We start from the raw sequence: 25,368 nt of genomic DNA on the forward strand, positions 1-25,368 counted from the left end.
TATCCTTCATCCGGGTTACCCCGATTGAAGGACATTTAGGGTCCGCGGGCAACGCGCGCCAGTGTCGCGATCTTCACGTCCGCTGCACCGGCGACGAAAGCGGCCTCGGTTGCGGCGGCGAGCGTAGCGCCGGACGTCATCACATCGTCCACGATCAGAATGCGTTTCCCTTCCAATGCCGCGCCGCGTTTCGGATGGGGTCGGATCGCCCCGTGCAGGTTGGCGAACCTCTGATCCACGGTCTTACCCTCCTGCGTTTCCCCGCCTCGGGTCCGCACCAACGCGGTCGGCAAGACGCCGTGTCCGGTAGCGCGCCCCAACGCGCGGGCCAGCTCGGCGGCCTGATTGTACCGACGGCGATAAAGCCGGGTCCAATGCGACGGGACCGGAACGATCAGCATCCCCGGCGTGAACAACGGCTGGGCCGCCCGCGCCACCCATCGCGCGGCCGGCTCTGCGATGTCGGGCCTGTCGGCATGTTTGAACGCCAGAACCAGCCTGCGCCCGTTCCCGGTATAGTCCAGCGCCGTGCGCCCCTGAGACCAAGGGCGCGCAATGGTCATGCAGTCGTCGCAGAGGTCCAGATGCCCGTCGCTTTCGCCCGGCAGCCCGACCCCGCACTTGTCGCAGACGTGCCCGGTGACGAACCGGGTCTCGCGCCAGCAAGGCCCGCAAAGCCCACCGTCACCCTCGACGATTTCGCCGCAGGATGCGCATTGCGCGGGGTAGATCGCGCGGAGCAGCGATTGCATTCCTCAGGCCTCCATCTATGGTGCCGCGCCATGTCGAAGCTGACCGATCCCGCCCGTCTGACCCTGACCCGCGCCCGCGCGCAGGCGGATGGCATGTTCCTTCAGGAAGAAGCGGCCTTCGAAGTTCAGGATCGGCTGGAAGAGGTTAACAGAACCTTTACGGCGCCTGCCGTCGTGACGGGATTCCCCGCGATCTGGCGGAAATTCTTTCCCGATGCCGTGATCGTTCCGGATGACGAGGTGCTGACGCTCGAACCGGGCGCCCACGATCTTGTCATTCATGGCCTGTCGCTGCACTGGTCGAACGATCCGGTGGGGCAGTTGATCCAATGCCACAAGGCGTTGAAGCCCGACGGGTTTTTCATGGGCGTCATGTTCGGGGGCGAGACGCTCAGGGAATTGCGAGCGGCGATTACCGCCGCCGAGATCGCCCAGACCGGGGGCCTGTCACCGCGCATGTTGCCGATGGGTGAGCTACGCGACCTTGGCGGCCTTCTCCAGCGGGCCGGGTTCGCCCTGCCGGTCGCCGACAGTTCCCTGCGCGATGTCAGTTATTCGGATGCGCTCGCCCTGATGCGCGACCTGCGCAAGATGGGCGAAGGCAATGCGCTCGCCACCCGCGCGGGCTTCACGCCACGCGGCGTGTTCGCGGAAACGGCGGCGCGCTATGCCTCGGACGCCGACGAAGCGGGCCGCATCCACGCCACGTTCGAACTGGTGTTCCTTGCGGGCTGGGCCCCGCATGAAAGCCAGCAGAAACCGCTTCGACCGGGGTCTGCCGAGGCGCGTCTCGCGGATGCCTTGAACACGGATGAAACCAAATTGAACGACAAGCCGTAACAGACGGGCCACGGACAGGATCAGGACCATGAACGAACACATGCCAAAGGACCATCCCAGGGTTCCCACGCCGAAGGTCGGCGTTCTGTTCGCCAATCTCGGCACGCCCGACAACTATGACTACTGGTCGATGCGGCGCTACCTGAACGAATTCCTTTCGGACAAGCGTGTCATCGACTACCCGAACTGGAAATGGCAGCCGATCCTACAGGGTCCGATCCTGACGATCCGCCCGTTCCGCTCCGGCGCGAACTACAAGATGATCTGGAATCACGACAAGGGCGAAAGCCCGTTGATGACGATCACCAAGGATCAGGTCGCCAAGCTGGACGCGTCGCTGAAACAGCGGTTCGGGGATCGGGTCGTCGTCGATTTCTGTATGCGCTACGGCAATCCGTCGACCAAATCCAAAGTCCGCGCCTTGGTCGAGGCCGGGTGCACAAAGATCCTCTTCTTCCCGCTCTACCCGCAGTATTCCGCGACCACGAGCGGCACGGCGAACGACCAGTTCTTCCGGGCGCTGATGGACGAAAACCGGATGCCTGCGGTGCGCACCGCGCCGGAATATTTCGACCGCGACGACTATATCGAGGCTCTCGCGGCCTCTGTGCTGCGGGTCTACCCGTCCGAGGATCAGGCACCGGAGCGGATCATCTGCTCCTACCACGGGATGCCGGAACGCTACCTGATGGAGGGCGACCCGTATCACTGCCAATGCCAGAAAACGACGCGTCTTCTGACCGAACGCCTTGGATGGTCGAAGGACCGGATCGTGACCACGTTCCAGTCGGTATTCGGACCCGAGGAATGGCTGAAGCCCTACACCGTGGACGAAGTTGCGCGGCTTGTGAAAGAGGACGGGGTCAAGTCGATCGCCGTTCTGGCGCCCGCGTTTTCGGCGGACTGCATCGAGACGTTGGAAGAGATCAACGGTGAGATCCGGGAGAGCTTCGAACATGCCGGAGGCGAAAGCTTCACCTACATTCCCTGCCTCAACGATGATGACGAGCACATCGCCGCGCTGACGACCGTGGCGGTTGATAACCTGCGCGGTTGGCTGGATTAGAGCCTAAACGTCCCATCCGAAGCGTTTGCACGTGGCAAGGATCTTTGCCTCTGCTTCGCCTTCCACGTCCGCTTTGATCGAGTTCAGCGCGACGAACCAGTAAAGGTATTCCGCATAGGCAGGCGGGGTGCTTTCAAGCTGTCGCCAGGCCTCATCCACCCCCAATTGCGAGACGCGCGGCATCTGGTGGTGAAAATCGCATTCCCCGAACAGGATCGCGGGCTTTTCGAAGAAGAACCCCGACAGGGCCGCGGCCGAGTTCTGTGTGATCACAAAATCACAAACCCTGAGCGCCTCTTCCATCCCCCCGGTCTGAACCGCCACCCGCGGGTCGTTCGCGGCGATAGCGTCGAGCGTCGCGCGCTCTTCGTCCGAGTAATCCTCGCCCGGATGAAGCCCGAGCAGGATACGCTTGTCACCCGCGCGCGCCTGCACTTCGGCGATCATGTCGATGGGTGACATGGTTTGGAACGAGCGATGTTCAAGCAATTTGCCTTGAAGGGCGACGTAGATCAGCCCAGTGCGCCCCGCCGTCTCCGGCCCTCGCTTGAACAGCCATTTGCGCCAGTTGCCGACCCAGTTCAGTGCGATATCAGTGTCTATTTCAGCCGGATCGAAGATTTTCTTCGCGACCTCGAATTCCCACCGCTTCGGCGTCGCTTCGATCCGCCAGAAGGGAAAATAGTAGCTCTTGCGCATCGTCAGGGATTTCGGGTGGAACGGGTCATCCATCAGGAAGAGCGAGTACCCGTTGCGGGCCGCCGACTTCAGCCGTTCCTGAAACGAATTACGGCGCAGCTCGACGCGAAATCCGATGCCCTCGAAGGACTTGGTCACCCGCGCGACGAACCCGAACTCGCCCCGCTGGGCCATGTCCAGCATGACGTCGTCAAGGTAGATGCGCAGAATTCGGGCTTCCATGGGCGGCAAGCTACCTGCCCGCCCGGTCCGGTCAAGCCGGGTGGTTGTCGCGGGCAAACCGGGGGTCCATATAGCGTCGGAACCAAAAGGAGGCGGACATGAGCGAGTTTCCCGGCTGGCACGGCACCACGATCTGTGGCGTGCGCAAAGGCGGCGAAGTGGTGATTGCAGGCGACGGGCAGGTGAGCCTGGGCGACACGGTCATCAAAGGCACGGCGCGCAAGGTGCGCAGACTGTCGCCCGGCGGCTATGACATCATCGCCGGGTTCGCAGGATCGACCGCTGACGCGTTCACGCTGCTCGAACGGCTCGAGACGAAACTCGAAGCCACGCCGGGGCAACTGGCGCGGGCCTGTGTCGAACTGGCCAAGGACTGGCGCACCGACAAATACCTCCAGAAACTCGAAGCGATGCTGATCGTGTCGGATGGCAAGGACCTATTCGTTGTGACCGGCGCGGGCGACGTGCTGGAACCCGAACATGACGTGGCCGCAATCGGGTCGGGGGGCAACTACGCCCTCGCCGCAGGCCGGGCGATGATGGACACGGACAAATCGGCGGAGGAAATCGCGTGCGCTGCGATGGCGATCGCTGCCGACATCTGCGTCTACACGAACGGCAACCTGACGCTCGAAACGCTTAAAAAGTAAGAGGCGGACATGACCGACCTGACCCCCCGCGAGATCGTATCGGAACTCGACCGGTTCATCATCGGCCAGAAGGACGCCAAGCGCGCCGTGGCCGTGGCGTTGCGCAACCGCTGGCGCCGCAAACAATTGTCGGACGACCTGCGCGACGAGGTATATCCGAAAAACATCCTCATGATCGGCCCGACCGGCGTCGGCAAGACCGAGATTTCCCGGCGTCTGGCCAAGCTGGCCCGCGCGCCGTTCATCAAGGTCGAGGCGACCAAGTTCACCGAGGTCGGTTATGTGGGCCGTGACGTCGAGCAGATCGTGCGCGATCTCGTCGACACAGCCATCGTCCAGACCCGCGAGTGGATGCGCGAAGACGTGAAATCCGCGGCCGAACACAACGCCGAGGAGCGTGTGATTTCCGCCGTCGCCGGGGATCAGGCCCGCGAGCAGACGCGCGAGATGTTTCGCAAGAAACTCCGCTCGGGCGAGTTGGACGACACCGTGATCGAACTGGACGTGCAGGATACGGGCGGCGGGATGCCGATGTTCGATGTGCCCGGCCAGCCCGGCATGAACATGGGCATGATGAACCTGTCGGATATGTTCGGCAAAGCCTTCGGCGGGCGCACCGTGCGCAAGAAGATGACCGTGGCCGAAAGCTATGAAATCCTGATGGGCGAAGAAGCCGACAAGCTTCTGGATGACGAAGCGGTGAACAAGATCGCACTGGAATCGGTCGAGCAGAACGGGATCGTCTTCATTGACGAGATCGACAAGGTCTGCGCCCGCTCCGATGCCCGCGGCGGCGACGTCAGCCGCGAAGGCGTTCAGCGCGACCTGCTGCCGCTGATCGAAGGCACGACGGTGTCGACCAAGCATGGCCCGGTGAAAACCGACCACATGCTGTTCATCGCCTCGGGTGCGTTCCACATCGCCAAACCTTCGGACCTGCTGCCCGAACTTCAGGGTCGTCTGCCGATCCGTGTCGAACTGCGTGCGCTGACGGAAGAGGATTTCGTGCGCATCCTGACCGAGACGGACAACGCGCTGACCCTGCAATACACCGCGCTCATGGGCACTGAAGAGGTCAAGGTGTCCTTCACCGAAGACGGGATCGCCGCGCTGGCCCGGATCGCCGCCGAGGTGAACACGACGGTCGAGAACATCGGGGCGCGCAGGCTCTACACCGTGATGGAGCGTGTGTTCGAAGAACTCAGCTTCACCGCGCCGGACAAGTCGGGCGAGGAAGTGGTCGTGGACGAGGCTTTCGTTCAGAAAAACCTCGGCGAGCTGATGCAGAACACCGACGTCGGTCGTTACATGCTGTAGCCAAGGCGGCGTCCGGCGCGGGCCGGGCGCGCCAGCCTCAGGCTGCCTTGACGCTCGCCGTCACGTAGTTGACCGACAGATCGCGTGACGAGATCGACCAGCTCCACAGGATCGGGTTGAACACGAAGCCCTGCTTGTCGACCAGTCGCAGGCCGGATTCCGTGATGAGGTTTCCAAGTTCGTCGGGCGTGATGAACTTGTCCCATTCATGCGTGCCTTTCGGCAGCCAACGCATCACATGCTCGGCTCCGATGATCGCAACCATGAAGCTTTTGGGATTGCGGTTGATCGTCGAGCAGACCATCAGACCGCCGGGTTTGAGAAGCTGCTGACAGGCGGTGAGATAGGACAACGGGTCTGCCACATGCTCCACCACTTCCATGTTCAGAACCACGTCGAACTGTTCGCCTGCGGCCGCCAGCGCCTCGGCGGTGGTGAAGCGATAGTCGATGTCCAGCCCCGATTGCTCGGCATGGACCTGCGCCACGGGAATGTTGCGCTCGGCGGCGTCGGCCCCCACGACGTCGGCCCCGAGCCGCGCCATCGGTTCCGACAAAAGACCACCCCCGCAACCGATATCGAGGATGCGCAGACCGGCGAAAGGTTTGTCATCGGACAGGTCGCGCCCGAACTCCGCCGCGATTTGTGACGTGATGTAATCAAGACGCACGGGGTTCATCATGTGAAGCGGCTTGAATTTCCCCGTCGGGTCCCACCATTCTGCTGCCATCGCTTCGAATTTGGCGACTTCGCTGGGATCGACTGTCGTTTGTCCGGCACTCATGTTAGCCTCGTCTTTCATGGCGTCTTTGTCGCAGCACCTATATAGGTTCCCTATGGAACAGGCCGCAGGAAAAAACACCGCAGGGGGGAAAATGTATCCCCCGATCGAGCCATTCGACCGTCGGATGCTCGAGGTCGGTGATGGCCACACGGTGTATGTCGAACAGTGCGGCGCGAAAGACGGGATGCCCGTCGTCGTGCTGCACGGTGGCCCGGGCGGCGGATGTTCCCCCGCCATGCGCCGGTTCTTCGACCCGAAGAAGTATCGCATCATCCTTTTCGATCAGCGCGGCTGCGGCCGCTCCCGCCCGCATGCCTCAGTGACGGCCAATACGACTTGGCACCTCATCCGTGACATCGAACTTATCCGCGATACGTTCGGGATCGACCGCTGGATCGTATTCGGCGGAAGCTGGGGGGCGACTTTGGGGCTGGTCTATGCCCAAAGCCACCCGGACCGGGTTGCCTGGCTGGTGCTGCGCGGTGTCTTCCTCGCCACCGAGCGGGAGTTCGACTGGTTCTATGGCGGAGGCGCCGGACAGTTCTGGCCCGATCTGTGGGCGCGGTTCACCGACCTCATTCCCGCGGACGAACGTGAAGACCTGATCGAAGCCTATCACAAGCGGCTGTTCTCCGGTGATCGGGGCGACGAGTTGAAACATGCCCGCGTCTGGGCGTCGTGGGAAAACGCGCTCGCCAGTATCGAGAATGACGGGGCCATGATCGACAGCCCGGCCGACTACGCGCTCGCCTTCGCGCGGCTCGAGAACCACTATTTCCAGAACCGCGCGTTCCTATCCGAAGATCAGCAGATTCTCAGAAACATGACCCGGATCGCCCATGTCCCCGGCACCATCGTGCAGGGTCGCCATGACATGATTTGCCCCCCGCAAGCGGCATGGTCCCTGCACAAGTCATGGCCGACGAGCGAGTTTCGCATGATCCCACGCGCAGGCCACGCCGTTTCGGAACCCGGCATCGCGGCGGAACTGGTGCGCACCACGGATAAGCTTGCCCGGCAGCGGGATACGCTCGGGCTATGAAGGATCAAGCGCAGGTCTGGGACAAACTCGCCAAGCGCTACATCAAGTCGCCGATCTCGGACCTCGACACCTACGAGTGGAAGCTCGGCATAACCCAATCCTACATGCGGCCCGACATGGACGCGCTCGAGATCGGCTGTGGTTCGGGCAACACCGGACGTCGCCATGCACCGCTCGTCCGTAGCTACACGGCGATGGACATCTCGTCCGCGATGCTGGAGGCCGCGAAGGACCAAGGCTCGACCCCGGCCAACATGCGTTTCGTTCATGCGGATTTCGACCGAGCCGACGTGGCGCCCGGAAGCTATGATATGATCCTCGCCCTATCCGTCCTGCACCTGCTGCCCAACCCGGCGTTCACGGTGAAGAAGATCGGGGAAAGCCTGCGCCCCGGCGGGTATTTTGTTTCCTCGTCCGCAGTGCTGGGAAGCATGAAGTTCCTGAAGCTCATCGCGCCGCTTGGGCAGATGTTCGGCGCGATACCGCATCTGACGTTCCTGTCTGAAGACGACATGCGCCACATGATCCGGGATGCAGGGCTGGACATCGCCGTGGACGAACGCCCCGAAGGTCACGCCGCACGGTTCATCGTCGCAAAGAAACCCGGCTAGGGCAGCATCGCCTCCAACGTCGTCAGGTGATCCGCTTCATTCGCAGGCTTGTCCCAGCGGATGCGTGAGATGCGCGGGAAACGCATTGCGACGCCGGACTTGTGCCGTTTGGAGCGGTTCAGCCCCTCGAACGCCACCTCGACGACAAGTTCGGGGGACAAGGACCGCACAGGCCCGAACCGTTCGACGGTATTCTGACGAACGAACTTGTCGAGGCGTTTGAGCTCTTCGTCGGTGAACCCGGAATAGGCTTTGCCGACCGGCACGAGCCTGTCGTCATCCCAGACCCCGAAGGTGAAATCGGAATAGAAGCCCGAGCGTTTTCCGTGTCCGCGCTGGGCATAAAGCAGGACCGCATCCACGATCATCGGGTCGCGCTTCCACTTGAACCAAGGCCCGCGCGGCCGGCCCGCGACATAGGCGCTGTCCAACCGTTTCAGCATCACGCCCTCGATCACGGCGGCGGGCGGATCGGCACGGTGGGCGGCAAGCGCGTCCCACGTGTCGAAGTCGAGTAAGGGCGAGGCATCGAAGCGCAAGGGGTCGAGTGTTGTGACAGCCGCTTCCAGATGTGCGCGGCGTTCGTGAAACGGAAGCTCGCGCAGGTCTTCGTCGTCCCAGATCAGAATGTCATACAACCGGAGCGCCGCCGGGTGGCTGGACAGCAGCGCCTTGCTCGCCGTTTTCCGGTTCAGCCGCTTCTGAAGATCGCCGAAGGGCGCGACCTCATCCGCGCGCCGCACGATCAACTCACCATCCAGAGCGCCAGTGAACTCCATGCGGTCGACGATGTCCGGAAAGGCCGCCGAAATATCCTCGCCCGTCCGCGAATAAAGCCGCCGTTCATCGCCATGCGCGGCGGCCTGCACGCGGATGCCGTCCCATTTCCATTCGGCGGCGAAATCGGCCGGGTCCAGCGCGGACAACCCTTCATAATCGTTGGGGGTCGACAGCATGACGGGCCGGAAGGGCGCCTTGATCGTCGGTTCGGGCTTCGGCCCGCCTGCGATCCACGCGAAAAGCGGCTCATATGGCGGTTTGAACCCCGCCCATAGCTCCATGATGTCGTCGAGCGGCACCTCTCCGGTGTTCGCAAGTGCGGTAAGGGCCAGTCGCGCCGATACGCCCACGCGCATTCCGCCCGTCATCAGTTTGAGAAGCGCCAGACGTTCCGACGGGTCCAGCGCGTCGAGCCAGTCCGCGATCATCGCGGGCGTTTCTGTCTTGGATGCCGCGTTCAGCCGTTCGACCACTTCGGACAAGGGCACATCCCTCGCCTCGCCTTGCCCAGGCCAGATCAGGGCGATGGTTTCGGCAAGGTCACCGACGTAGTGGTAGGACATGGTGAACAACTCGCTATCCACCCGCTCGGACACGAGCGCGCGCAGAAGCGCGGGTTTCGCCCCGGCGAAGTCGAGTTCTCCGGTGAGCGAGGCAAGCGCATACCCCCGATCCGGGTCCGGCGCGGTCGTGAGGTATTTTTGAAGGAGCGCAAGCTTGGCATTGCGGCCCGGCGTGAATGCGAGCCGTTCGAGAAGGGCGGCATAGGCTTTCATTCCGGCTCATCCTCGTATCCCACAAGATGCAGCGGCCGCGCACGACGCTGGTTCAATTCGGCCCACCGCATCAGCGCGTCGTCGCGCCCATGGGTGATCCAGAACTCGCTCGGGTCGATCTCCTGTATCGTGGCGGTCAGGTCGGGCCAGTCGACGTGATCCGAGATGATGAGCGGCAGTTCGACCCCACGCTGCCGCGCCCGTGCCCGGATCTGCATCCAGCCGGAGGCGAAGCCGATGACGGGGTCGGCGAACCGCTGCACCCACGGCGACGCGAAGGCGGACGGCGGCGAGATGACGATCGCCTCGCGCAAGTCCCGCGCCTCGGCCTTGTCCATCGTCGCTGGGCGCAGGTCGCCCAGCGGCACGCCCTGTTCGATGTGATAATCGCTCAGTCGTTGCAGCGCCCCGTGGACATAGATCGGCGCGTCATACCCCGCCTCGCGCAAGAGCATGATGACCCGCTGCGCCTTGCCGAGCGCATAGGCCCCGATCAGGTGGGGCCGTTCGGGAAAGGCCCGGACCGAGGCGAGCAGCTTGGCGATCTCGTCCGCCGGTTCGGGGTGCTTGAAAACGGGCAGCGCAAAGGTCGCCTCGGTGATGAACAGATTGCAGGGCACAGGCTCGAACGGCGCGCAGGCCGGGTTGGCGACGCGGGAATAATCGCCGGACACGACCGCGACCATCCCCTTGGCCTCCAGCCGGATCTGGCAGGAGCCGAGCACATGCCCCGCCGGGTGGAAACTGACGGTAACGCCGTTCACCTCGACCGGCCCATCGACCGCTTGCCGCGACTTGGCGAAATCCTCGCCATACCGGATCGCCATGATGTCGAGCGTCTGCTGGCTGGCGAGCACCGCGCCGTGGCCGGACCGTGCATGGTCCGCATGTCCGTGGGTGATAAGCGCCTTGGCGGCGGGCCGTACAGGATCGACATAGAAATCCCCGACCGGACAATAGAGCCCTTCGGGTCGCGGGATCAGGATGTCTTCGAAGGCGGGTTCACCCATCGGTCATTCCACATTGCGGCACTCACGAACGCGCCCGCGGCGCGGCACGTTCCCACATGATACGGCACCCATCCGCCAGCGGTTCGTCATTTTCCTTGCAGACTCACCCGCCCTCCCCTATATCCGCGTCAACAGCGGAGGCGCTGGGGTCCAAACCCGACGCTCCACCGGAACACACCGACGGGCCGCTGGCCCGTTTTTTTGTGCCTGAAAGGACCACATGACCGATCTCGTCGCCAGAACTGCCATCGACCGCCGGCTCGCCGATATCGTGCGCCCGGTGATCGAGGATATGGGATACGAGCTTGTGCGCCTGCGGCTTCAGGGCGGCAACACCCAGACGCTTCAGATCATGGCCGACAAACCCGAGGGCGGGATCGAGGTCGACGATCTTTCGGCGATCAACACCGCATTGGGCGCGACGCTGGATGTCGAGGATCCGATCGAGGGGGAATACAACCTCGAGGTTTCTTCGCCCGGCATCGACCGCCCGCTGACCCGCTACAAGGATTTCGACACCTGGGACGGTTGGATCGCCAAGGTCGAGACCAGCGAGTTGATCGAAGGGCGCAAGCGGTTCAAGGGCACGCTTCAGGGCACCGAAGACGGCGAGATCCTCATCGAGATCGAGGACAAGGGCGAGCCAGTGACCATCGGTCTGACCTTCGACCTGCTCGCGGATGCGAAACTGGTTCTGACCGACGAACTCATTGCCGAGATGCTGAAACAGCGCAAGGACGCCGGCATCATCGACGAAAGCCAATACGATGACATCGAAACGGACGAAGGGTCCGAGGAGGAATAAGAATGGCCATTACCTCTGCCAACCAGCTCGAACTGCTCCAGACCGCCGAAGCGGTCGCGCGCGAGAAGATGATCGACCCGTCGCTCGTGATCGAAGCGATGGAGGAAAGCCTCGCCCGTGCCGCCAAGTCGCGTTACGGCGCCGAGATGGACATTCGCGTGTCGATCGACCGCAAGACGGGCCGCGCCACCTTCACCCGCGTCCGCACCGTGGTCGAGGATGAAGAGCTCGAGAACTATCAGGCCGAGCTGACCGTGGAACAGGCCAAGCAGTACCTCGACAACCCCGTTGTCGGTGACACCATCGTCGACGAAGTGCCGCCTGTTGAACTGGGCCGGATCGCCGCGCAGTCGGCCAAGCAGGTCATCCTGCAAAAGGTCCGCGAAGCCGAGCGGGATCGTCAGTACGAAGAATTCAAGGATCGTGCCGGCACCATCGTCAACGGTGTCGTCAAACGCGAGGAATACGGCAACGTCATCGTCGATGTGGGCGCTGGCGAAGCGATCCTGCGCCGCAACGAAAAGATCGGCCGCGAAAGCTATCGCCCGAACGACCGTATCCGCTGCTACGTGAAAGACGTGCGGCGTGAGACGCGTGGGCCGCAGATCTTCCTCAGCCGGACCGCGCCGGAATTCATGGCCGAACTCTTCAAGATGGAAGTGCCGGAAATCTACGACGGCATCATCGAGATTAAGGCGGTCGCCCGTGATCCGGGTTCGCGCGCCAAGATCGGTGTCGTGTCCTATGACAACTCCATCGACCCGGTCGGTGCCTGTGTCGGTATGCGCGGCAGCCGCGTTCAGGCCGTGGTGAACGAGCTTCAGGGCGAAAAGATCGACATCATCCCGTGGAACGAGGATATGCCGACCTTTCTCGTGAACGCGCTTCAGCCTGCCGAAGTCGCCAAGGTCGTTCTGGACGAAGACGCCGAGCGGATCGAAGTGGTCGTGCCCGACGATCAACTGTCGCTGGCCATCGGCCGCCGCGGTCAGAACGTGCGTCTGGCCAGCCAGCTGACCGGGCTCGACATCGACATTCTGACGGAAGAAGAAGAAAGCGCGCGTCGTCAGGCGGAATTCGCCGAGCGCACCAAGCTGTTCATGGACACGCTCGATCTGGACGAATTCTTCGCCCAGCTTCTCGTGTCCGAAGGCTTCACCAACCTTGAAGAGGTGGCTTACGTCGAGGTGGACGAACTCCTCGTCATCGACGGTGTAGACGAAGATACGGCGAACGAGCTTCAGGCCCGCGCCCGTGACTTCCTTGACGAACAGAACCGCAAGGCGCTGGAAAACGCCAAGGCGCTGGGCGTTCAGGACAGCCTCATCGGTTTCGAGGGTCTCACCCCGCAGATGATCGAGGCTCTGGCCAAGGACGGTGTCTTTACGCTTGAAGACTTCGCGACCTGCGCCGACTGGGAACTGGCCGGTGGCTGGACGACCGTCGACGGCGAACGCAGCAAGGACGACGGCGTTCTTGAACCCTTTGATGTGGGCCTCGAGGAAGCCCAGAACATGATCATGACCGCCCGTATCCAGCTTGGCTGGGTCGACCCCGCCGATCTCGTCTCGGAAGAAGAGACCGAGGAAGACGGCGAAGCCACCGAGGAGGCCGGGGCCTGATCCCAGGCCTCGGGGGTTAGCGCGTGACGCGCGGCGGCCGTGAAAAAGACCGGACGGGGGAACCCGAACGCCGGTGCATCGGAACCGGCGAGGTGAAGGACACCTCGCTGATGATCCGGTTCGTCGTCGGACCCGATGGCGCGGTCTATCCCGACCTGCTGGGCAAGCTGCCCGGCCGGGGGTTCTGGATCACGCCCTCGCCCAAGGCGTTCGCCCTTGCCGCGAAGAAGGGCGCCTTCGCCCGCGCCGCGAAACAACAGGTGACGGTCCCTGAGGATCTGTTCGCAAAAGTCGAGGCGGGTCTTGCAGAACGCGTGATCCACCTTATCTCTCTTGCTCGAAAGGCGAGCGAGGCAATTGCCGGCTTTGAAAAGGTCAAAGACTGGCTCGCCAAGGATCAGGCTGAGGTGCTTTTGCAGGCCTCCGACGGCTCTGATCGCGGGAAATCCAAGCTCCGCCCACCCCGTGGCAAAGGCACCCTGATCACCTGTTTGACCCAAGATGAATTGGGTTTGGCATTCGGGCGGGAACATGTGATACATGCCGCACTCGCGGGTGGCGGACTCACGAAACGTGTTGTAGACGAAGCCGCGAAGCTTTCGGGCATGCGCGATATGAACGACGGTGGGACCGCCCGCCGGAAAGGTAAGACGACCAGATGAGCGATACGGACGGCAAGAAGCCCCTTGGCCTGCGAGGTGGACCCCGGTCGGGTTCCGTCAAGCAATCCTTCAGCCATGGGCGCACGAAGAACGTGGTGGTGGAGACGAAGCGTAAGCGCGTCGTCGTGCCCAAACCCGGTGCGGGTGGCGGTGCGGGCGGCGGCAATGGCTCCCCCGCGACGGACCCGTCCAAGCGCCCCGCAGGTATCTCCGACGCCGAACTCGAGCGCCGGATGAAGGCGCTTGCCGCAGCCAAGGCCAACGAGGCCGAAGAAGCGAAGCGGCGCGAAGAAGAAGAGAAGGCCCGCGAGGAAGAGCGCGAGCGTCGTCGGCAGGAAGCCGAGGACAAGGCCCGCGAAGAACAGGAACGCGCGGAAGCCGCGGCCAAGAAGGCCGAAGAAGACGAGCGTCGCCGCAAGGAAAAAGAAGCGGCCAAGAACAAGCCGGCCCCTGCCGCCGACCCAGACCCGGCCGCCGCACAGGCCGCCGAGGCCCGTGGCGCCAAGACCGGCCCGCGCAAGACCGAACGCGAACGTGCGCCGCAACCGGCCGACGATCGGTCGAACCGTGGCAAGGGCGGTCGTGACGACAGCCGCCGGTCCGGCAAGCTGACCGTGAACCAGGCGCTCACCGGGGGCGAAGGCGGGCGTCAACGCTCGGTCGCCGCGATGCGCCGCAAGCAGGAACGCATGCGCCAGAAAGCGATGGGCAACGCCGAGCCGCGCGAAAAGGTCGTGCGCGACGTGCAGGTGCCCGAAGCCATCGTGGTGCAGGAACTTGCCAACCGCATGGCCGAACGCGTCGCCGATGTCGTGAAATCGCTCATGCAGATGGGCATGATGGTCACGCAAAACCAGACCATCGATCAGGACACCGCCGAACTCATCATCGAAGAATTCGGCCACCGGATCGTGCGCGTGTCGGACTCGGACGTCGAGGATGTCATCACCACGACCGAAGACAAGGCCGAAGATCTTGAGAACCGCCCGCCGGTCATCACGATCATGGGCCACGTCGACCACGGCAAGACCTCGCTTCTCGACGCGATCCGCAACGCCAAGGTCGTCGCGGGCGAAGCCGGCGGCATTACCCAGCACATCGGTGCCTATCAGGTCACGACCGATAGCGGCACGGTTCTGTCGTTCCTCGACACGCCGGGCCACGCGGCCTTTACCTCGATGCGGGCCCGTGGCGCGCAGGTGACGGATATCGTCGTCCTCGTGGTGGCCGCCGACGACGCGGTGATGCCGCAGACCATCGAAGCCATCAACCACGCCAAGGCGGCGGGTGTCCCGATGATCGTCGCGATCAACAAGGTCGATCTGCCCGCCGCGAACGTGGACAAGGTGCGCACCGACCTGCTTCAGCACGAAGTCATCGTCGAGAAGCTCTCGGGTGACGTGCAGGACGTGGAAGTGTCGGCCCACACGGGTCAGGGTCTGGACGAACTGCTCGAAGCCATCGCGCTCCAGTCGGAAATCCTCGAACTCAAGGCGAACCCGAACCGGTCCGCTCAGGGTGCCGTGATCGAAGCGCAGCTCGACGTGGGCCGTGGCCCGGTCGCCACCGTGCTCGTCCAGAACGGCACGCTGCGCCAAGGCGACATCTTCGTCGTCGGCGAGCAGTGGGGCAAGGTCCGCGCGATGGAGAACGACCGCGGCGAACGCGTCAAGGAAGCCGGTCCGTCGGTGCCTGTCGAGGTGCTCGGCCTGAACGGCACGCCGGAAGCGGGCGACGTTCTGAACGTGGTCGACACCGAAGCACAGGCGCGCGAGATCGCGGAATACCGCGCAAACGCCGCCAAGGACAAACGCGCAGCCGCCGGTGCGGCGACCACGCTGGAACAGATGATGGCCAAGGCAAAGGCGGACGAGAACGTCGCCGAACTGCCCATCGTCGTGAAAGCGGACGTACAGGGGTCGGCCGAAGCCATCGTTCAGGCGATGGAGAAGATCGGCAACGACGAAGTCCGCGTGCGCGTGATCCACTACGGCGTGGGCGCGATCACCGAAACCGACGTGGGTCTTGCCGAAGCGTCCGGTTGCCCGGTCATCGGCTTCAACGTCCGTGCGAACGCGCCGGCCCGGAATTCGGCCAACCAGAAGGGCGTGGAAATTCGCTACTACAGCGTGATCTACGACCTTGTGGACGACGTGAAAGCGGCGGCCTCGGGCCTGCTGTCCGCCGAAGTGCGCGAGAAGTTCATCGGTTACGCCGAGATCAAAGAGACGTTCCGCGTCTCCGGTGTCGGCAACGTGGCCGGGTGTCTCGTCACCGAAGGCGTGGCACGGCGCTCTGCAGGTGTCCGCCTGCTGCGCGACAACGTCGTGATCCACGAAGGCACGCTCAAGACGCTCAAGCGTTTCAAGGACGAGGTGTCGGAAGTCATCTCGGGTCAGGAATGCGGTATGGCGTTCGAGAACTACGACGACATTCGCAAGGGCGACGTCATCGAGATCTTCGAACGCGAAGAGGTCGAGCGCACGCTCGCCTGATCTGCGGACCGATTGGAATAGAAAGGGCGGCTCATCGGGCCGCCCTTTTTCATTGCGCGGGCGAGCGCCCCCGCGGCGGTTCTTGGGGGGACCAGTCCCCCACCCCCCCCCAGCCGAATGGGGCCCTCGGGCCCCCTCCGGCCACCCCCGAAGGTTTCCTGAAACAGAGAAGTTTTAGAGCATGTCCCGCATCATCGCGACGAGCGGGATGTCGGCGGGGGGCATGGGATAGTCACGCATGTCGCGCACGCGCACCCATTTGAGGGTCTGGCCCTCTTTCGGTTGCGGCGTCCCCTCCCATTTCCGGCAGACGAAGACCGGCATCAGAAGGTGGAAGGTATCATAGCTGTGCGATGCGAAGGTCAGCGGCGCGAGGCAGGATTGCCAGGTGTCGATGCCGAGTTCTTCGTGAAGTTCGCGGATCAGCGCGGCCTCGGGCGTTTCGCCGTCTTCGACCTTGCCGCCGGGAAACTCCCACAGCCCGGCCATCGACTTGCCCTCGGGGCGCTGGGCCAGAAGCACGCGCCCGTCACGGTCGACGAGCGCGACGGCAGACACGAGAACCGTTTTCATCAGCTTCGGTAGTCCGCGTTGATCTGGATGTAGGCGTGGGTCAGGTCACAGGTCCAGACCGTGGCCTCGCCCTTGCCGAGGCCGAGATCCACGTTGATGACGATCTCTTCGCCCAGCATGTAGTCGGCGCCCTGCTCTTCCCGGTACTCAGGCGAAACCCAGCCTTTTTCGGCGACAAGGATGTCTCCGAATGAAATCGAAAGTTTGTCGCGGTCGGCGGCGGCGCCCGATTTGCCGATCGCGGCGACGATCCGGCCCCAGTTCGGGTCTTCCCCGGCGATGGCCGTCTTGACCAGCGGGGAATTCGCGATGGACATGGCATGGGTGCGCGCGTCGGCCTTGGACTTGGCCCCGCTCACATGGATTTCGACGAACTTGGTCGCCCCTTCCCCGTCGCGGATCACCTGATGGGCGAGCTCCATCATCACCGAGCGAAGGCCGGTTTGGAATGCCTCGTCCTTGGGAGTCACTTCGACACCGCTGGCGCCGGTTGCGGCAAGAATCAGGGTGTCCGACGTCGAAGTATCGCTGTCCACGGTGATCGAATTGAAGGTCTCGTCGATCAGGCCAGAGAGATAGGCTTGCAGAACCTTCTGCTCCACCTTCGCATCCGTGAAGATGTAGACCAGCATCGTGGCCATGTCCGGCGCGATCATGCCGGAGCCTTTGGCGATGCCCGCGATCCTGACCGTCCGACCGCCGATTTCGACCTCGGCCATCGAACCCTTCGGGAACGTGTCGGTGGTCATGATCGCGCGAGCGGCGAATTCGATACCACCTTCGTCGAGTGCGTCGATCAGATCTCCGATCTTCGCCGTGATCCGGTCAAAGGGCAGACGTTCGCCGATGACGCCTGTCGAGGCGGTATAGACCCTGTTTTCGGCGACCCCCGTGACATCGGCCACGGTCTTGGAAATCTCGGCCACCGCGTTCTCGCCCGACGCTCCGGTGAAGGCATTCGAGTTGCCGGAGTTCACGATGATCGCCGCGCCGCCGGACGGGTCCGAGCCAAGCTTGGCCTGACAGTCCAGCACGTTGGCGGAACGCGTGGAAGAACGGGTGAAGACGCCTGCAATCGTCGTGCCCGGGTCGCACAGCGCCATCATCACGTCGTAACGCCCGGCGTAGCGGACCCCGGCCTGAACGGCGGCGAAACGAACGCCGCCGATCTTCGGCAATTTGGGAAAGCCGTCTTTGGGGGCAAGCGGTGCGACCGCGTGCTTGTGGTTCTTCGCCGAGGCGAGTGCCGCCTCGAGCGATTTCAACTTACCCTTGAGCTTCTTGATCTTCTTCTTTTTGCCCACGACTGTCCCCTCCCGCGTCGATCACTCGAAGATCGACATATCCGACAGGACGGCGGGATCAAGCGTCGTCACGTCGGTCCGTTCGATGGTCGCGCCGTCCATCAGCGCGTTGAGCGCCTCTTCCACGGCGGAAGTCTGGAGCTGACCGATGATGTCCTCACGAACCTCTTCAAGCGGCGGGGCACCCTTTTCACGGGTCTCGTTCAGCTTGATGACGTGCCAGCCGAACTGGGTCTGGACCGGGTCCGAAATATCGCCGGCGGCCATGTCGGCCACGGCGGTTTCGAAGGGTTCGACCATCATGCCGGCCGAGAACCAGCCAAGCTCGCCGCCGTTGGGGCCGGAGGGACCGGTCGAAAATTCCTTGGCGAGCGCGGCGAAGTCGGCATCTTCCGCCTTGGCCTGCTCGACGAGATCCGCGGCTTCCGCTTCGGTCTCGACAAGGATATGCGACGCGTTCCACTCGGTCGTGGGTTCGGCATCGGCATACTGTGCGTCATAGGCCGCCTGAATGGCGTCTTCATCCACGGCCTCGGTGATGACGTCGTCGATCTTTTCGGCAGCGACGAGCGTGCGACGCTCGTTCTCCAAACGGACCTCGACACCGGCGCCGACCTCGTCGATCGCCTGGCTCAGAACCGTCTGTTGGATCAACTGGTCGATCAGACCCGGCAGCAGAACGTCGTTCGGAAGCTGCTGATATTGCTGCGGAAGCTGCTCTTTGGCTGCCACGACGTGACCAAGCGTAATCTCTTCGCCGTTCACGGTGGCCAGTACGGTGTCGACCGTCACTTCCATCGCCGGCGCGGCATCCGTTTCGGCCTCGGCTTCGGGGGCCGCATCCTGGGCCCAGCTGGGCAGAGCCAGCGAAACCGAAAGCAGCGTGGCCGCGAAAAGCGACGCGCGGGTGGACGTATGGGTCATGAAACCTCCTCATGGTCGTGCCGGAAGCCCCGGCATCGTTGACTATCCCGGCCCCCACCCTTACATCGCAATGGTCCTTGGGGGGCCGACTTCACGCCCTTGATATGGGGGCGCGCGGACACGGGCAAGCACCCCGCGCAATCACGAGAATGTCAGAGCTCATCGAGCGGAGAGCACATGCTGGGTTTCGGAACCATCGCCAAAAAGGTTTTTGGCACGCCCAATGACCGCAAGATCAAGGCAACCCGACCGACCATCGAAAAGATCAACGCGCTGGAACCGGAGTTCGAGAAACTCACGGATCAGGGACTGATCGACAAGACGGCGGAATTGAAGGCGCGGCTGGAAAAGGGTGAGAAACTCGACGATCTCCTGCCCGAAGCCTTCGCCAACTGCCGCGAGGCCGCGCGCCGTGCGCTGGGCCTGCGCGCCTTCGACGTGCAGCTCATGGGCGGCATCTTCCTTCACGAAGGCAACATCGCCGAGATGAAGACGGGCGAGGGCAAGACGCTGGTCGCGACCTTCCCCGCCTATCTGAACGCCCTCACCGGCAAGGGCGTGCATATCGTGACGGTGAACGATTACCTCGCCAAACGCGACGCGGACTGGATGGGCAAGGTGTATGCCGCGCTCGGGATGACGACCGGCGTCGTCTATCCGCAGCAGCCGGACGGTGAGAAGAAAGGCGCCTATGCCGCCGACATCACCTATGCCACCAACAACGAGCTTGGCTTCGACTACCTGCGCGACAACATGAAGTCGCGGATCGAAGACATGAACCAGCGCCCCCATCACTTCGCCATCGTGGACGAGGTCGACTCGATCCTGATCGACGAGGCGCGCACGCCGCTCATCATTTCCGGCCCGTCCGACGATAAGTCGGAGCTTTACGTGGCCATCGACAGGATCATCCCGGAACTGACCGAAGAGCACTTCGTCCTCGACGAAAAGGCGCGCTCGGCCACGTTTACGGACGAGGGCAACGATTTCCTCGAAAACCGCCTGCACCAGATCGGCGTGTTGCCGGAGGAACAGACGCTTTACGACCCGGAATCGACCACGATCGTCCACCACGTGAACCAGGGCCTGCGCGCCCACAAGATGTTCACGAAGGACAAGGACTACATCGTTCGTGGCGATGAAGTCGTGTTGATCGACGAATTCACCGGCCGCATGATGGCCGGTCGCCGTCTGTCCGAGGGCCTGCATCAGGCCATCGAGGCGAAGGAAGGCGTGCCGATCCAGCCCGAGAACGTCACCATGGCGTCGGTCACGTTCCAAAACTACTTCCGTCTTTACGAAAAGCTCGCCGGGATGACCGGCACGGCGCTGACCGAAGAAGACGAATTCATGGAAATCTACGGGCTGGGGGTGGTCGAAGTGCCGACGAACAAGCCCATCGCGCGCGAGGATGAGCATGACGCCGTCTATCGCACGACGGCCGAAAAATACGGGGCCATCGTCGACGAGATCAAAAAGGCCAATGCCAAGGGACAGCCGGTTCTTGTCGGCACCACCTCGATCGAGAAGTCCGAGGCATTGAGCCAGCTTCTGACCAAGGAAAACATCACGCACAACGTGCTGAACGCACGTCAGCACGAGCAGGAAGCGCAGATCATCGCCGAAGCCGGGCGTCTCGGGGCGGTCACCATCGCGACGAACATGGCGGGCCGCGGCACGGACATTCAGCTTGGCGGGAACGTCGAGATGAAGGTGCTTCAGGCCCTTGACGAAACGCCCGACGCCGATCCCGAAACGCTGCGCAAGCAGATGGATGCGGAAGTCGCCGAAGAGAAAGCCAAGGTGCTCGAGGCAGGCGGCCTTTTTGTGCTCGCCACCGAGCGGCATGAAAGCCGCCGCATCGACAACCAGCTGCGCGGTCGTTCGGGCCGTCAGGGTGATCCGGGGCGCTCGTCCTTCTTCCTGTCGCTGGAAGACGATCTGATGCGCATCTTCGGGTCCGAGCGGCTGGACAAGGTGCTTTCGGGCCTTGGCATGAAAGAGGGCGAGGCCATCGTTCATCCTTGGGTGAACAAGTCGCTGGAACGTGCGCAGGCGAAGGTCGAAGGGCGCAACTTCGACATTCGCAAACAGCTTCTCAAGTTCGACGACGTGATGAACGACCAGCGCAAGGTGATCTTCAACCAGCGCCGCGACATCATGGAATCCGAAGATCTTTCGGACGTGGTTCAGGACATGCGGCATCAGGTCATCGACGACCTGATTCTGGAATACATGCCGCCCAAGTCCTATGCGGATCAGTGGAATACCCAAGGTCTTTATGCCGCTATTCTGGAAACCCTGAACCTCGACGTGCCGGTCATGGAATGGGCGGCCGAGGAAGGTGCCGACGACGATACGGTGCGCGAAAAGCTCTATGAGGCCAGCGACAAGCAAATGTCGGAAAAGGCCGAGGCTTTCGGCCCGGACACGATGCGCAACATCGAAAAGCAGATCCTGCTTCAGACCATCGACGGGAAGTGGCGCGAGCACCTTCTGACGCTCGAACATCTGCGTTCGGTCATCGGGTTCCGTGGCTATGCCCAGCGCGACCCGCTGAACGAATACAAGACCGAAAGCTTTCAGCTGTTCGAGTCGATGCTCGACAGCCTGCGCGCCGAAGTCAGCCAGAAGATCGGTCAGGTTCGTCCCATGACCGAGGACGAACAAAAGGCGATGATGGACCAGTTGAAGCAGCAGCAGGACGCGCTAGCGGCCCAAGCCAAAGCTGCCGAAGCTTCCGGCCCATCCGAACCGGGCACGCCGCGCGACGGGTTCGACGAGAACGACCCCTCGACCTGGGGCAATCCGGGCCGGAACGAACAGTGCCCCTGTGGGTCGGGCAAAAAGTTCAAGCATTGCCACGGCAAGGTCTGATCTCGCCAGCCTGATCCCAATTCATAGGCATCAGTGTGATGCGGGCCCGGAAACGACCGTTTCGGGCTCCGTCAATGGCTTGTGAGCCCCCGAGGTTGCAGCTACCGTCCCGCACGGCAGAGTTCGACCAGCGGACCCATGAAATACAGACCTGAGATCGATGGGCTCCGCACCGTTGCGGTCGTGCCGGTCATCCTGTTCCACGCAGGGTTCGGCCTGTTCAGTGGCGGGTTCGTCGGTGTCGACGTGTTCCTCGTCATCAGCGGCTACCTGATTACGACGATCCTGATTGACGATCTTGAACGCGGCCAGTTCAGCATTTTGAAATTCTACGACCGCCGCGCCCGCCGCATCCTCCCGGCGCTTTTCCTCGTGATGCTGTGCAGCATTCCGTTCGCGTGGTTCTGGATGCTGCCGGATCAGTTGAGCGACTTCGCTAACAGCCTCGTCGCGGTCAGCCTGTTCGTTTCCAACATCCTGTTCTGGCAGGAAAGCGGCTACTTCGCTCCGGCGGCCGAACTCAAACCGCTCATTCATACTTGGAGCCTCGCCGTCGAAGAGCAGTATTACCTTCTGTTTCCGGTCTTCCTGTTCCTCGTCTGGGGGTTCGGACGGGATCGCGTGTTCTGGATGATCGCCGCGATGGCGGCGGTCAGTTTGCTCTTGTGCGAAATCGGTTGGCGACGTGCACCGTCGGCTAACTTCTATCTCGCTCCGACCCGTGCGTGGGAAATCTTCGCAGGGTCCATCGCCGCGCTTGTGATTCAGAAACGCGGTGTACGTTCCAACGATCTCTTCGCAATCGTCGGATTGGCGGGCATCGTCGCTTCGATCTTCCTGTACGACGCGGAAACGCCCTTCCCAAGCCTGTTCGCGCTGGTGCCAGTGCTCGGCGCGGTGCTCATCGTCTTGTTCGGCGGGCCGGGAACCTTGGTCGCCAGAGTTCTCAGCGTTCGGGTGATGGTCGGCATCGGCCTAATCAGCTACAGCGCCTATCTCTGGCATCAGCCCTTGCTTGCATTCGCGCGTCTGCGCACGATCCATGAACCACCGCTGCTGCTCATGGGCAGTTTGGGTCTGCTGTCGCTCCTGCTGGCATATCTCAGCTGGCGGTTTGTCGAACGTCCATTCCGCGCCGGCCCGCATACTGTTATCACTCGACGCCCTGTCGTTTTCGCGTCGAGTCTCGTGGGAGTGGCCGCATTCGTCCTCATCGGCTTCGGTGCGCGCGACGGCATGAGCGAACGCTTTACGTTCTGGTATGACCGCGACGCGGCAAAGTTGACGCTGCCCCTGATGGAAGACGGCTATTGTTTCCGGGATTTCCAGACTTATCCCGAAATGAATGTGCAAAATGACCTGCCGGATTGCCGCTTGGGGGATGAAACGAGGCCATCGACAACCCTATTGTTCGGCGATTCCCTCGCCGCCCATTGGGAACCGTTCTTCGACCTTTACGGCCAGGAAAACGGGGTGGCGTTCGATGTGCTCACGACGAACTGGTGCTTCCCGACGTTCACAGAGGATTCGACGGCAAAGCGCGGTCATATTGCCCGCACGCAATGCCGGATCAATCGCGACCATGTCCGCGAAAGGGCTTCGTCCTATGACAACATCGTTCTGTCCGGTCAGTGGGCCAAGGTGGAAGAGCGGGGTTTCACAACGGGCGTCTTGGACATGATCGACGAAATGTTGTTCGATCCCACGCTTCGCGTCGTCCTCATCGCCACGCCGCCGCAGTATTCGAGGGGGTCTGTCGAACGCGCCTACTACCGAAAAGGATCTGACCTGCTGACGGACGAAACGTCGGAGGCGGGGTCTGCCGCGTTCTGGAAGCAGGCGGTTACACGGTTTGGCGAGAACCCTGCCGTAACCTTGCTGTCGCCCGCAGACTTCGGAGATCAATTCGCCGTGGGCGGATACCAACACAATGGCATTCCCTACTCGCTCGATGGCACTCACATTTCAGTCGGCGCCTCACGCGCCCTGTATCTGGATGACCAGAGCCGCATCTCGGAACGCCTGAATGCGATCCTCAAACCCGGTTCGAGTGACTGACCGGAGCCTTCGCCAACCGCGTGAATCGGGCGAAGATTTGACAATCGCCGCCGTTCCCGGTGGAAAATCCCACGTTATCAGAGGTTTCCACAATCTGGAAACAACCCGTTTCCGGTCACCATTTATTCATTCTATCGGCCTATTGCATTGGCAGAGTTCCCATCGAACGTGGGAAAGGAAGCCTCGCCATGCTGGAAAAAATCCAGTCGATCTCGACGAACCTCGACAAGAAACGGGTCTATACTGCCGTTGGCGCTCTCGTGGTGGCTTTGGCGACCGGGCACGTGATGCAACGCACGGTCAATCAGCCGAACGCGCCAGTGGATGCCCGTGTGCAGCAGGCGCAGGTGACACAGGGGCAGGTCATTCCGGCCATGTCGACACCTCCTGCCGCACCCGTCGAAACGGCCCAAGCGACGCCGGAACCGCTTCCCGTTCCTGCCAATGACGCGGCACCGGATGAGGTTACCAAGGCCGATAACGCGCCGGCGACCGACCCGATTGCGCCATTGCCGGAACCGCAGGTGGCGGACCGCCCCGCGGCGGACAGCCCGACCTCGCCTGACGTCATGCGTGACGATCGAATTGCGGCAAGCGCGCCGGAGCCGGAAGAACAGGCCGAGCCGATTGAAAAGGCGGCCCGTCCGGATCAGGGTGTGGTCGAACCGCTGGAGATTGCCGAAGTTTCGCGTGCCGCAACGACCGAAGATCTGCCGCGTCCGGCCCTGCCGGAAAGCCAGTTCGACGTGGCCCCGGCCGATGTCATCGCGCAGCCGGAAACCGATGAAACGGCGGCCGAAGATTGTACGCCGACCCTGTCGCTTGCCCCGTTGCCCGGCGCACTCATCTATACCGAGCTTCGCGCGCCGTGCGACGCCGGGGGTGAGGTCCAGTTCGACCACGCGGGTCTGAAGTTCACGGAAACGCTCGATCAGGACGGCGCTCTTACCGTCATGGTTCCGGCGATGACCCGCGAAGCCGCGATCACCGCGACGATCGGTGACCAGGAAAAGATCACCGAAGCACGCATTCAGATCGAGGATATGGACGACTACGACCGTATCGCGCTGATCTGGAAAGGCGGCACCGGGCTTCAGCTTCATGCGCTCGAGAATGGGGCCTACTACGGCGAAGAAGGGCATGTCTGGGCCGAGGAGCCTGGCCTTCCGGCACGTGCCACGGACGGTCAGGGCGGGTTCATCACCGTTCTCGGGTCGACGACGGGGGGCTTTGCCGCCGACGTCTATACCTATCCGGTGTCCATGCCGACGGCCCCGGCCGTTTCCATCGAAGCGCAGGTTCTGGAAACCACATGCGAACAGGCCATCGTCGGTGATTACCTTCGTTCGGTGCAGAACGGTCAACCGACCGGAACTCAGGTCGGTATGGTCGTACCGGACTGTGATGCGGTCGGCGAATATCTTGTGTTGAAAAACCTGCCCCAAGACCTGACAATCGCCCGCAACTAAAGGCGGGTGATCCACCCGCCCGACAAGAGC

21 protein-coding genes are annotated in these 25,368 nt (G+C 62.6%); 13 read left to right on the top strand and 8 right to left on the bottom strand.

The features are described 5' to 3' along the window. Positions 1-35: 35 nt before the first annotated feature. Complete coding sequence (locus FCT00_RS06100) at positions 36-752, bottom strand: ComF family protein (RefSeq protein WP_138422241.1); 717 nt, start codon at positions 750-752, stop codon at positions 36-38. A 30-nt stretch (positions 753-782) separates the two neighbouring features. On the opposite strand from FCT00_RS06100, the gene FCT00_RS06105 reads away from it, so the two are divergent. Both FCT00_RS06105 and hemH read left to right on the top strand, forming a co-directional pair. Beyond that, complete coding sequence (locus FCT00_RS06105) at positions 783-1,592, top strand: methyltransferase domain-containing protein (protein ID WP_008332465.1); 810 nt, start codon at positions 783-785, stop codon at positions 1,590-1,592. A 28-nt stretch (positions 1,593-1,620) separates the two neighbouring features. Continuing rightward, on the top strand, positions 1,621-2,658 hold the full coding sequence (hemH, locus tag FCT00_RS06110) for a ferrochelatase (RefSeq protein WP_138422242.1): 1,038 nt from the start codon (positions 1,621-1,623) through the stop codon (positions 2,656-2,658). A 3-nt stretch (positions 2,659-2,661) separates the two neighbouring features. Here hemH and FCT00_RS06115 read toward each other — a convergent pair whose 3' ends face one another. After that, positions 2,662-3,579: a hypothetical protein gene (locus FCT00_RS06115; RefSeq protein ID WP_138422243.1), complete on the bottom strand. Its 918-nt coding sequence runs from the start codon at positions 3,577-3,579 to the stop codon at positions 2,662-2,664. Between the two features lie 98 nt (positions 3,580-3,677). Between FCT00_RS06115 and hslV the strand changes: the two genes are divergently transcribed. Both hslV and hslU read left to right on the top strand, forming a co-directional pair. After that, positions 3,678-4,229, top strand: a complete 552-nt coding sequence (hslV, locus tag FCT00_RS06120; RefSeq protein WP_138422244.1) for an ATP-dependent protease subunit HslV — start codon at positions 3,678-3,680, stop codon at positions 4,227-4,229. Positions 4,230-4,238: 9 nt separating this feature from the next. Continuing rightward, a complete protein-coding gene (hslU, locus tag FCT00_RS06125) occupies positions 4,239-5,546 on the top strand; it encodes an ATP-dependent protease ATPase subunit HslU (protein WP_138422245.1) in 1,308 nt (435 codons plus the stop codon). Between the two features lie 37 nt (positions 5,547-5,583). Here hslU and ubiG read toward each other — a convergent pair whose 3' ends face one another. After that, positions 5,584-6,330, bottom strand: a complete 747-nt coding sequence (gene ubiG, locus FCT00_RS06130; protein WP_138422246.1) for a bifunctional 2-polyprenyl-6-hydroxyphenol methylase/3-demethylubiquinol 3-O-methyltransferase UbiG — start codon at positions 6,328-6,330, stop codon at positions 5,584-5,586. A gap of 52 nt (positions 6,331-6,382) precedes the next feature. On the opposite strand from ubiG, the gene pip reads away from it, so the two are divergent. Both pip and FCT00_RS06140 read left to right on the top strand, forming a co-directional pair. Then, the gene (gene pip / locus FCT00_RS06135) at positions 6,383-7,372 is read left to right on the top strand and encodes a prolyl aminopeptidase (protein WP_138422247.1); all 990 of its coding nucleotides are present in this window, start codon (positions 6,383-6,385) and stop codon (positions 7,370-7,372) included. Continuing rightward, positions 7,369-7,983, top strand: coding sequence for a class I SAM-dependent methyltransferase (locus FCT00_RS06140; protein ID WP_138422248.1), 615 nt, complete (start codon positions 7,369-7,371; stop codon positions 7,981-7,983). The genes pip and FCT00_RS06140 overlap by 4 nt, the downstream gene beginning before the upstream one ends. Here FCT00_RS06140 and FCT00_RS06145 read toward each other — a convergent pair. Then, positions 7,980-9,539: a cisplatin damage response ATP-dependent DNA ligase gene (locus FCT00_RS06145; protein ID WP_138422249.1), complete on the bottom strand. Its 1,560-nt coding sequence runs from the start codon at positions 9,537-9,539 to the stop codon at positions 7,980-7,982. The two genes, FCT00_RS06140 and FCT00_RS06145, sit on opposite strands and share 4 nt — an antisense overlap. Continuing rightward, complete coding sequence (locus FCT00_RS06150; RefSeq protein ID WP_138422250.1) at positions 9,536-10,549, bottom strand: ligase-associated DNA damage response exonuclease; 1,014 nt, start codon at positions 10,547-10,549, stop codon at positions 9,536-9,538. The genes FCT00_RS06145 and FCT00_RS06150 overlap by 4 nt, the downstream gene beginning before the upstream one ends. Before the next feature lie 220 nt (positions 10,550-10,769). Between FCT00_RS06150 and rimP the strand changes: the two genes are divergently transcribed. The 4 genes from rimP to infB are packed head-to-tail and all read left to right on the top strand — an operon-like array spanning position 10,770 to position 16,133. Then, positions 10,770-11,354 (top strand): ribosome maturation factor RimP, encoded by a 585-nt coding sequence (gene rimP, locus FCT00_RS06155; protein ID WP_008332453.1) that lies wholly within the window; start codon positions 10,770-10,772, stop codon positions 11,352-11,354. A gap of 2 nt (positions 11,355-11,356) precedes the next feature. Further along, positions 11,357-12,976 (top strand): transcription termination factor NusA, encoded by a 1,620-nt coding sequence (gene nusA / locus FCT00_RS06160; protein WP_138422251.1) that lies wholly within the window; start codon positions 11,357-11,359, stop codon positions 12,974-12,976. Positions 12,977-12,999: 23 nt separating this feature from the next. Further along, entirely contained in the window at positions 13,000-13,638 is a 639-nt protein-coding gene (locus tag FCT00_RS06165) for an RNA-binding protein (RefSeq protein WP_008332449.1), read from the top strand. After that, on the top strand, positions 13,635-16,133 hold the full coding sequence (gene infB / locus FCT00_RS06170; protein WP_138422252.1) for a translation initiation factor IF-2: 2,499 nt from the start codon (positions 13,635-13,637) through the stop codon (positions 16,131-16,133). Before FCT00_RS06165 ends, infB begins: the two co-directional genes overlap by 4 nt. Positions 16,134-16,307: 174 nt before the next feature. Here infB and mutT read toward each other — a convergent pair whose 3' ends face one another. The 3 genes from mutT to FCT00_RS06185 are packed head-to-tail and all read right to left on the bottom strand — an operon-like array spanning position 16,308 to position 18,934. Next, complete coding sequence (gene mutT, locus FCT00_RS06175) at positions 16,308-16,706, bottom strand: 8-oxo-dGTP diphosphatase MutT (protein ID WP_138422253.1); 399 nt, start codon at positions 16,704-16,706, stop codon at positions 16,308-16,310. Further along, the gene (gene argJ / locus FCT00_RS06180; protein WP_138422572.1) at positions 16,706-17,971 is read right to left on the bottom strand and encodes a bifunctional glutamate N-acetyltransferase/amino-acid acetyltransferase ArgJ; all 1,266 of its coding nucleotides are present in this window, start codon (positions 17,969-17,971) and stop codon (positions 16,706-16,708) included. Before argJ ends, mutT begins: the two co-directional genes overlap by 1 nt. A 60-nt stretch (positions 17,972-18,031) precedes the next feature. Next, complete coding sequence (locus FCT00_RS06185) at positions 18,032-18,934, bottom strand: peptidylprolyl isomerase (RefSeq protein WP_008332442.1); 903 nt, start codon at positions 18,932-18,934, stop codon at positions 18,032-18,034. A 177-nt stretch (positions 18,935-19,111) separates the two neighbouring features. Between FCT00_RS06185 and secA the strand changes: the two genes are divergently transcribed. The 3 genes from secA (at position 19,112) to FCT00_RS06200 (ending at position 25,338) form a co-directional block, all read left to right on the top strand. Then, positions 19,112-21,811: a preprotein translocase subunit SecA gene (gene secA, locus FCT00_RS06190; protein ID WP_138422254.1), complete on the top strand. Its 2,700-nt coding sequence runs from the start codon at positions 19,112-19,114 to the stop codon at positions 21,809-21,811. A gap of 138 nt (positions 21,812-21,949) precedes the next feature. Continuing rightward, on the top strand, positions 21,950-23,869 hold the full coding sequence (locus tag FCT00_RS06195) for an acyltransferase family protein (protein WP_138422255.1): 1,920 nt from the start codon (positions 21,950-21,952) through the stop codon (positions 23,867-23,869). Between the two features lie 188 nt (positions 23,870-24,057). Next, positions 24,058-25,338 carry a hypothetical protein gene (locus tag FCT00_RS06200; RefSeq protein WP_138422256.1) on the top strand — a complete coding sequence of 427 codons (1,281 nt, stop codon included), beginning with the start codon at positions 24,058-24,060 and terminating at the stop codon, positions 25,336-25,338. The last annotated feature ends 30 nt before the right edge of the window (positions 25,339-25,368 follow it).

Origin of the sequence: Maritimibacter alexandrii (assembly GCF_005871115.1) — a bacterium.
GTDB classification, from domain to species: Bacteria; Pseudomonadota; Alphaproteobacteria; order Rhodobacterales; family Rhodobacteraceae; genus Maritimibacter; species Maritimibacter alkaliphilus.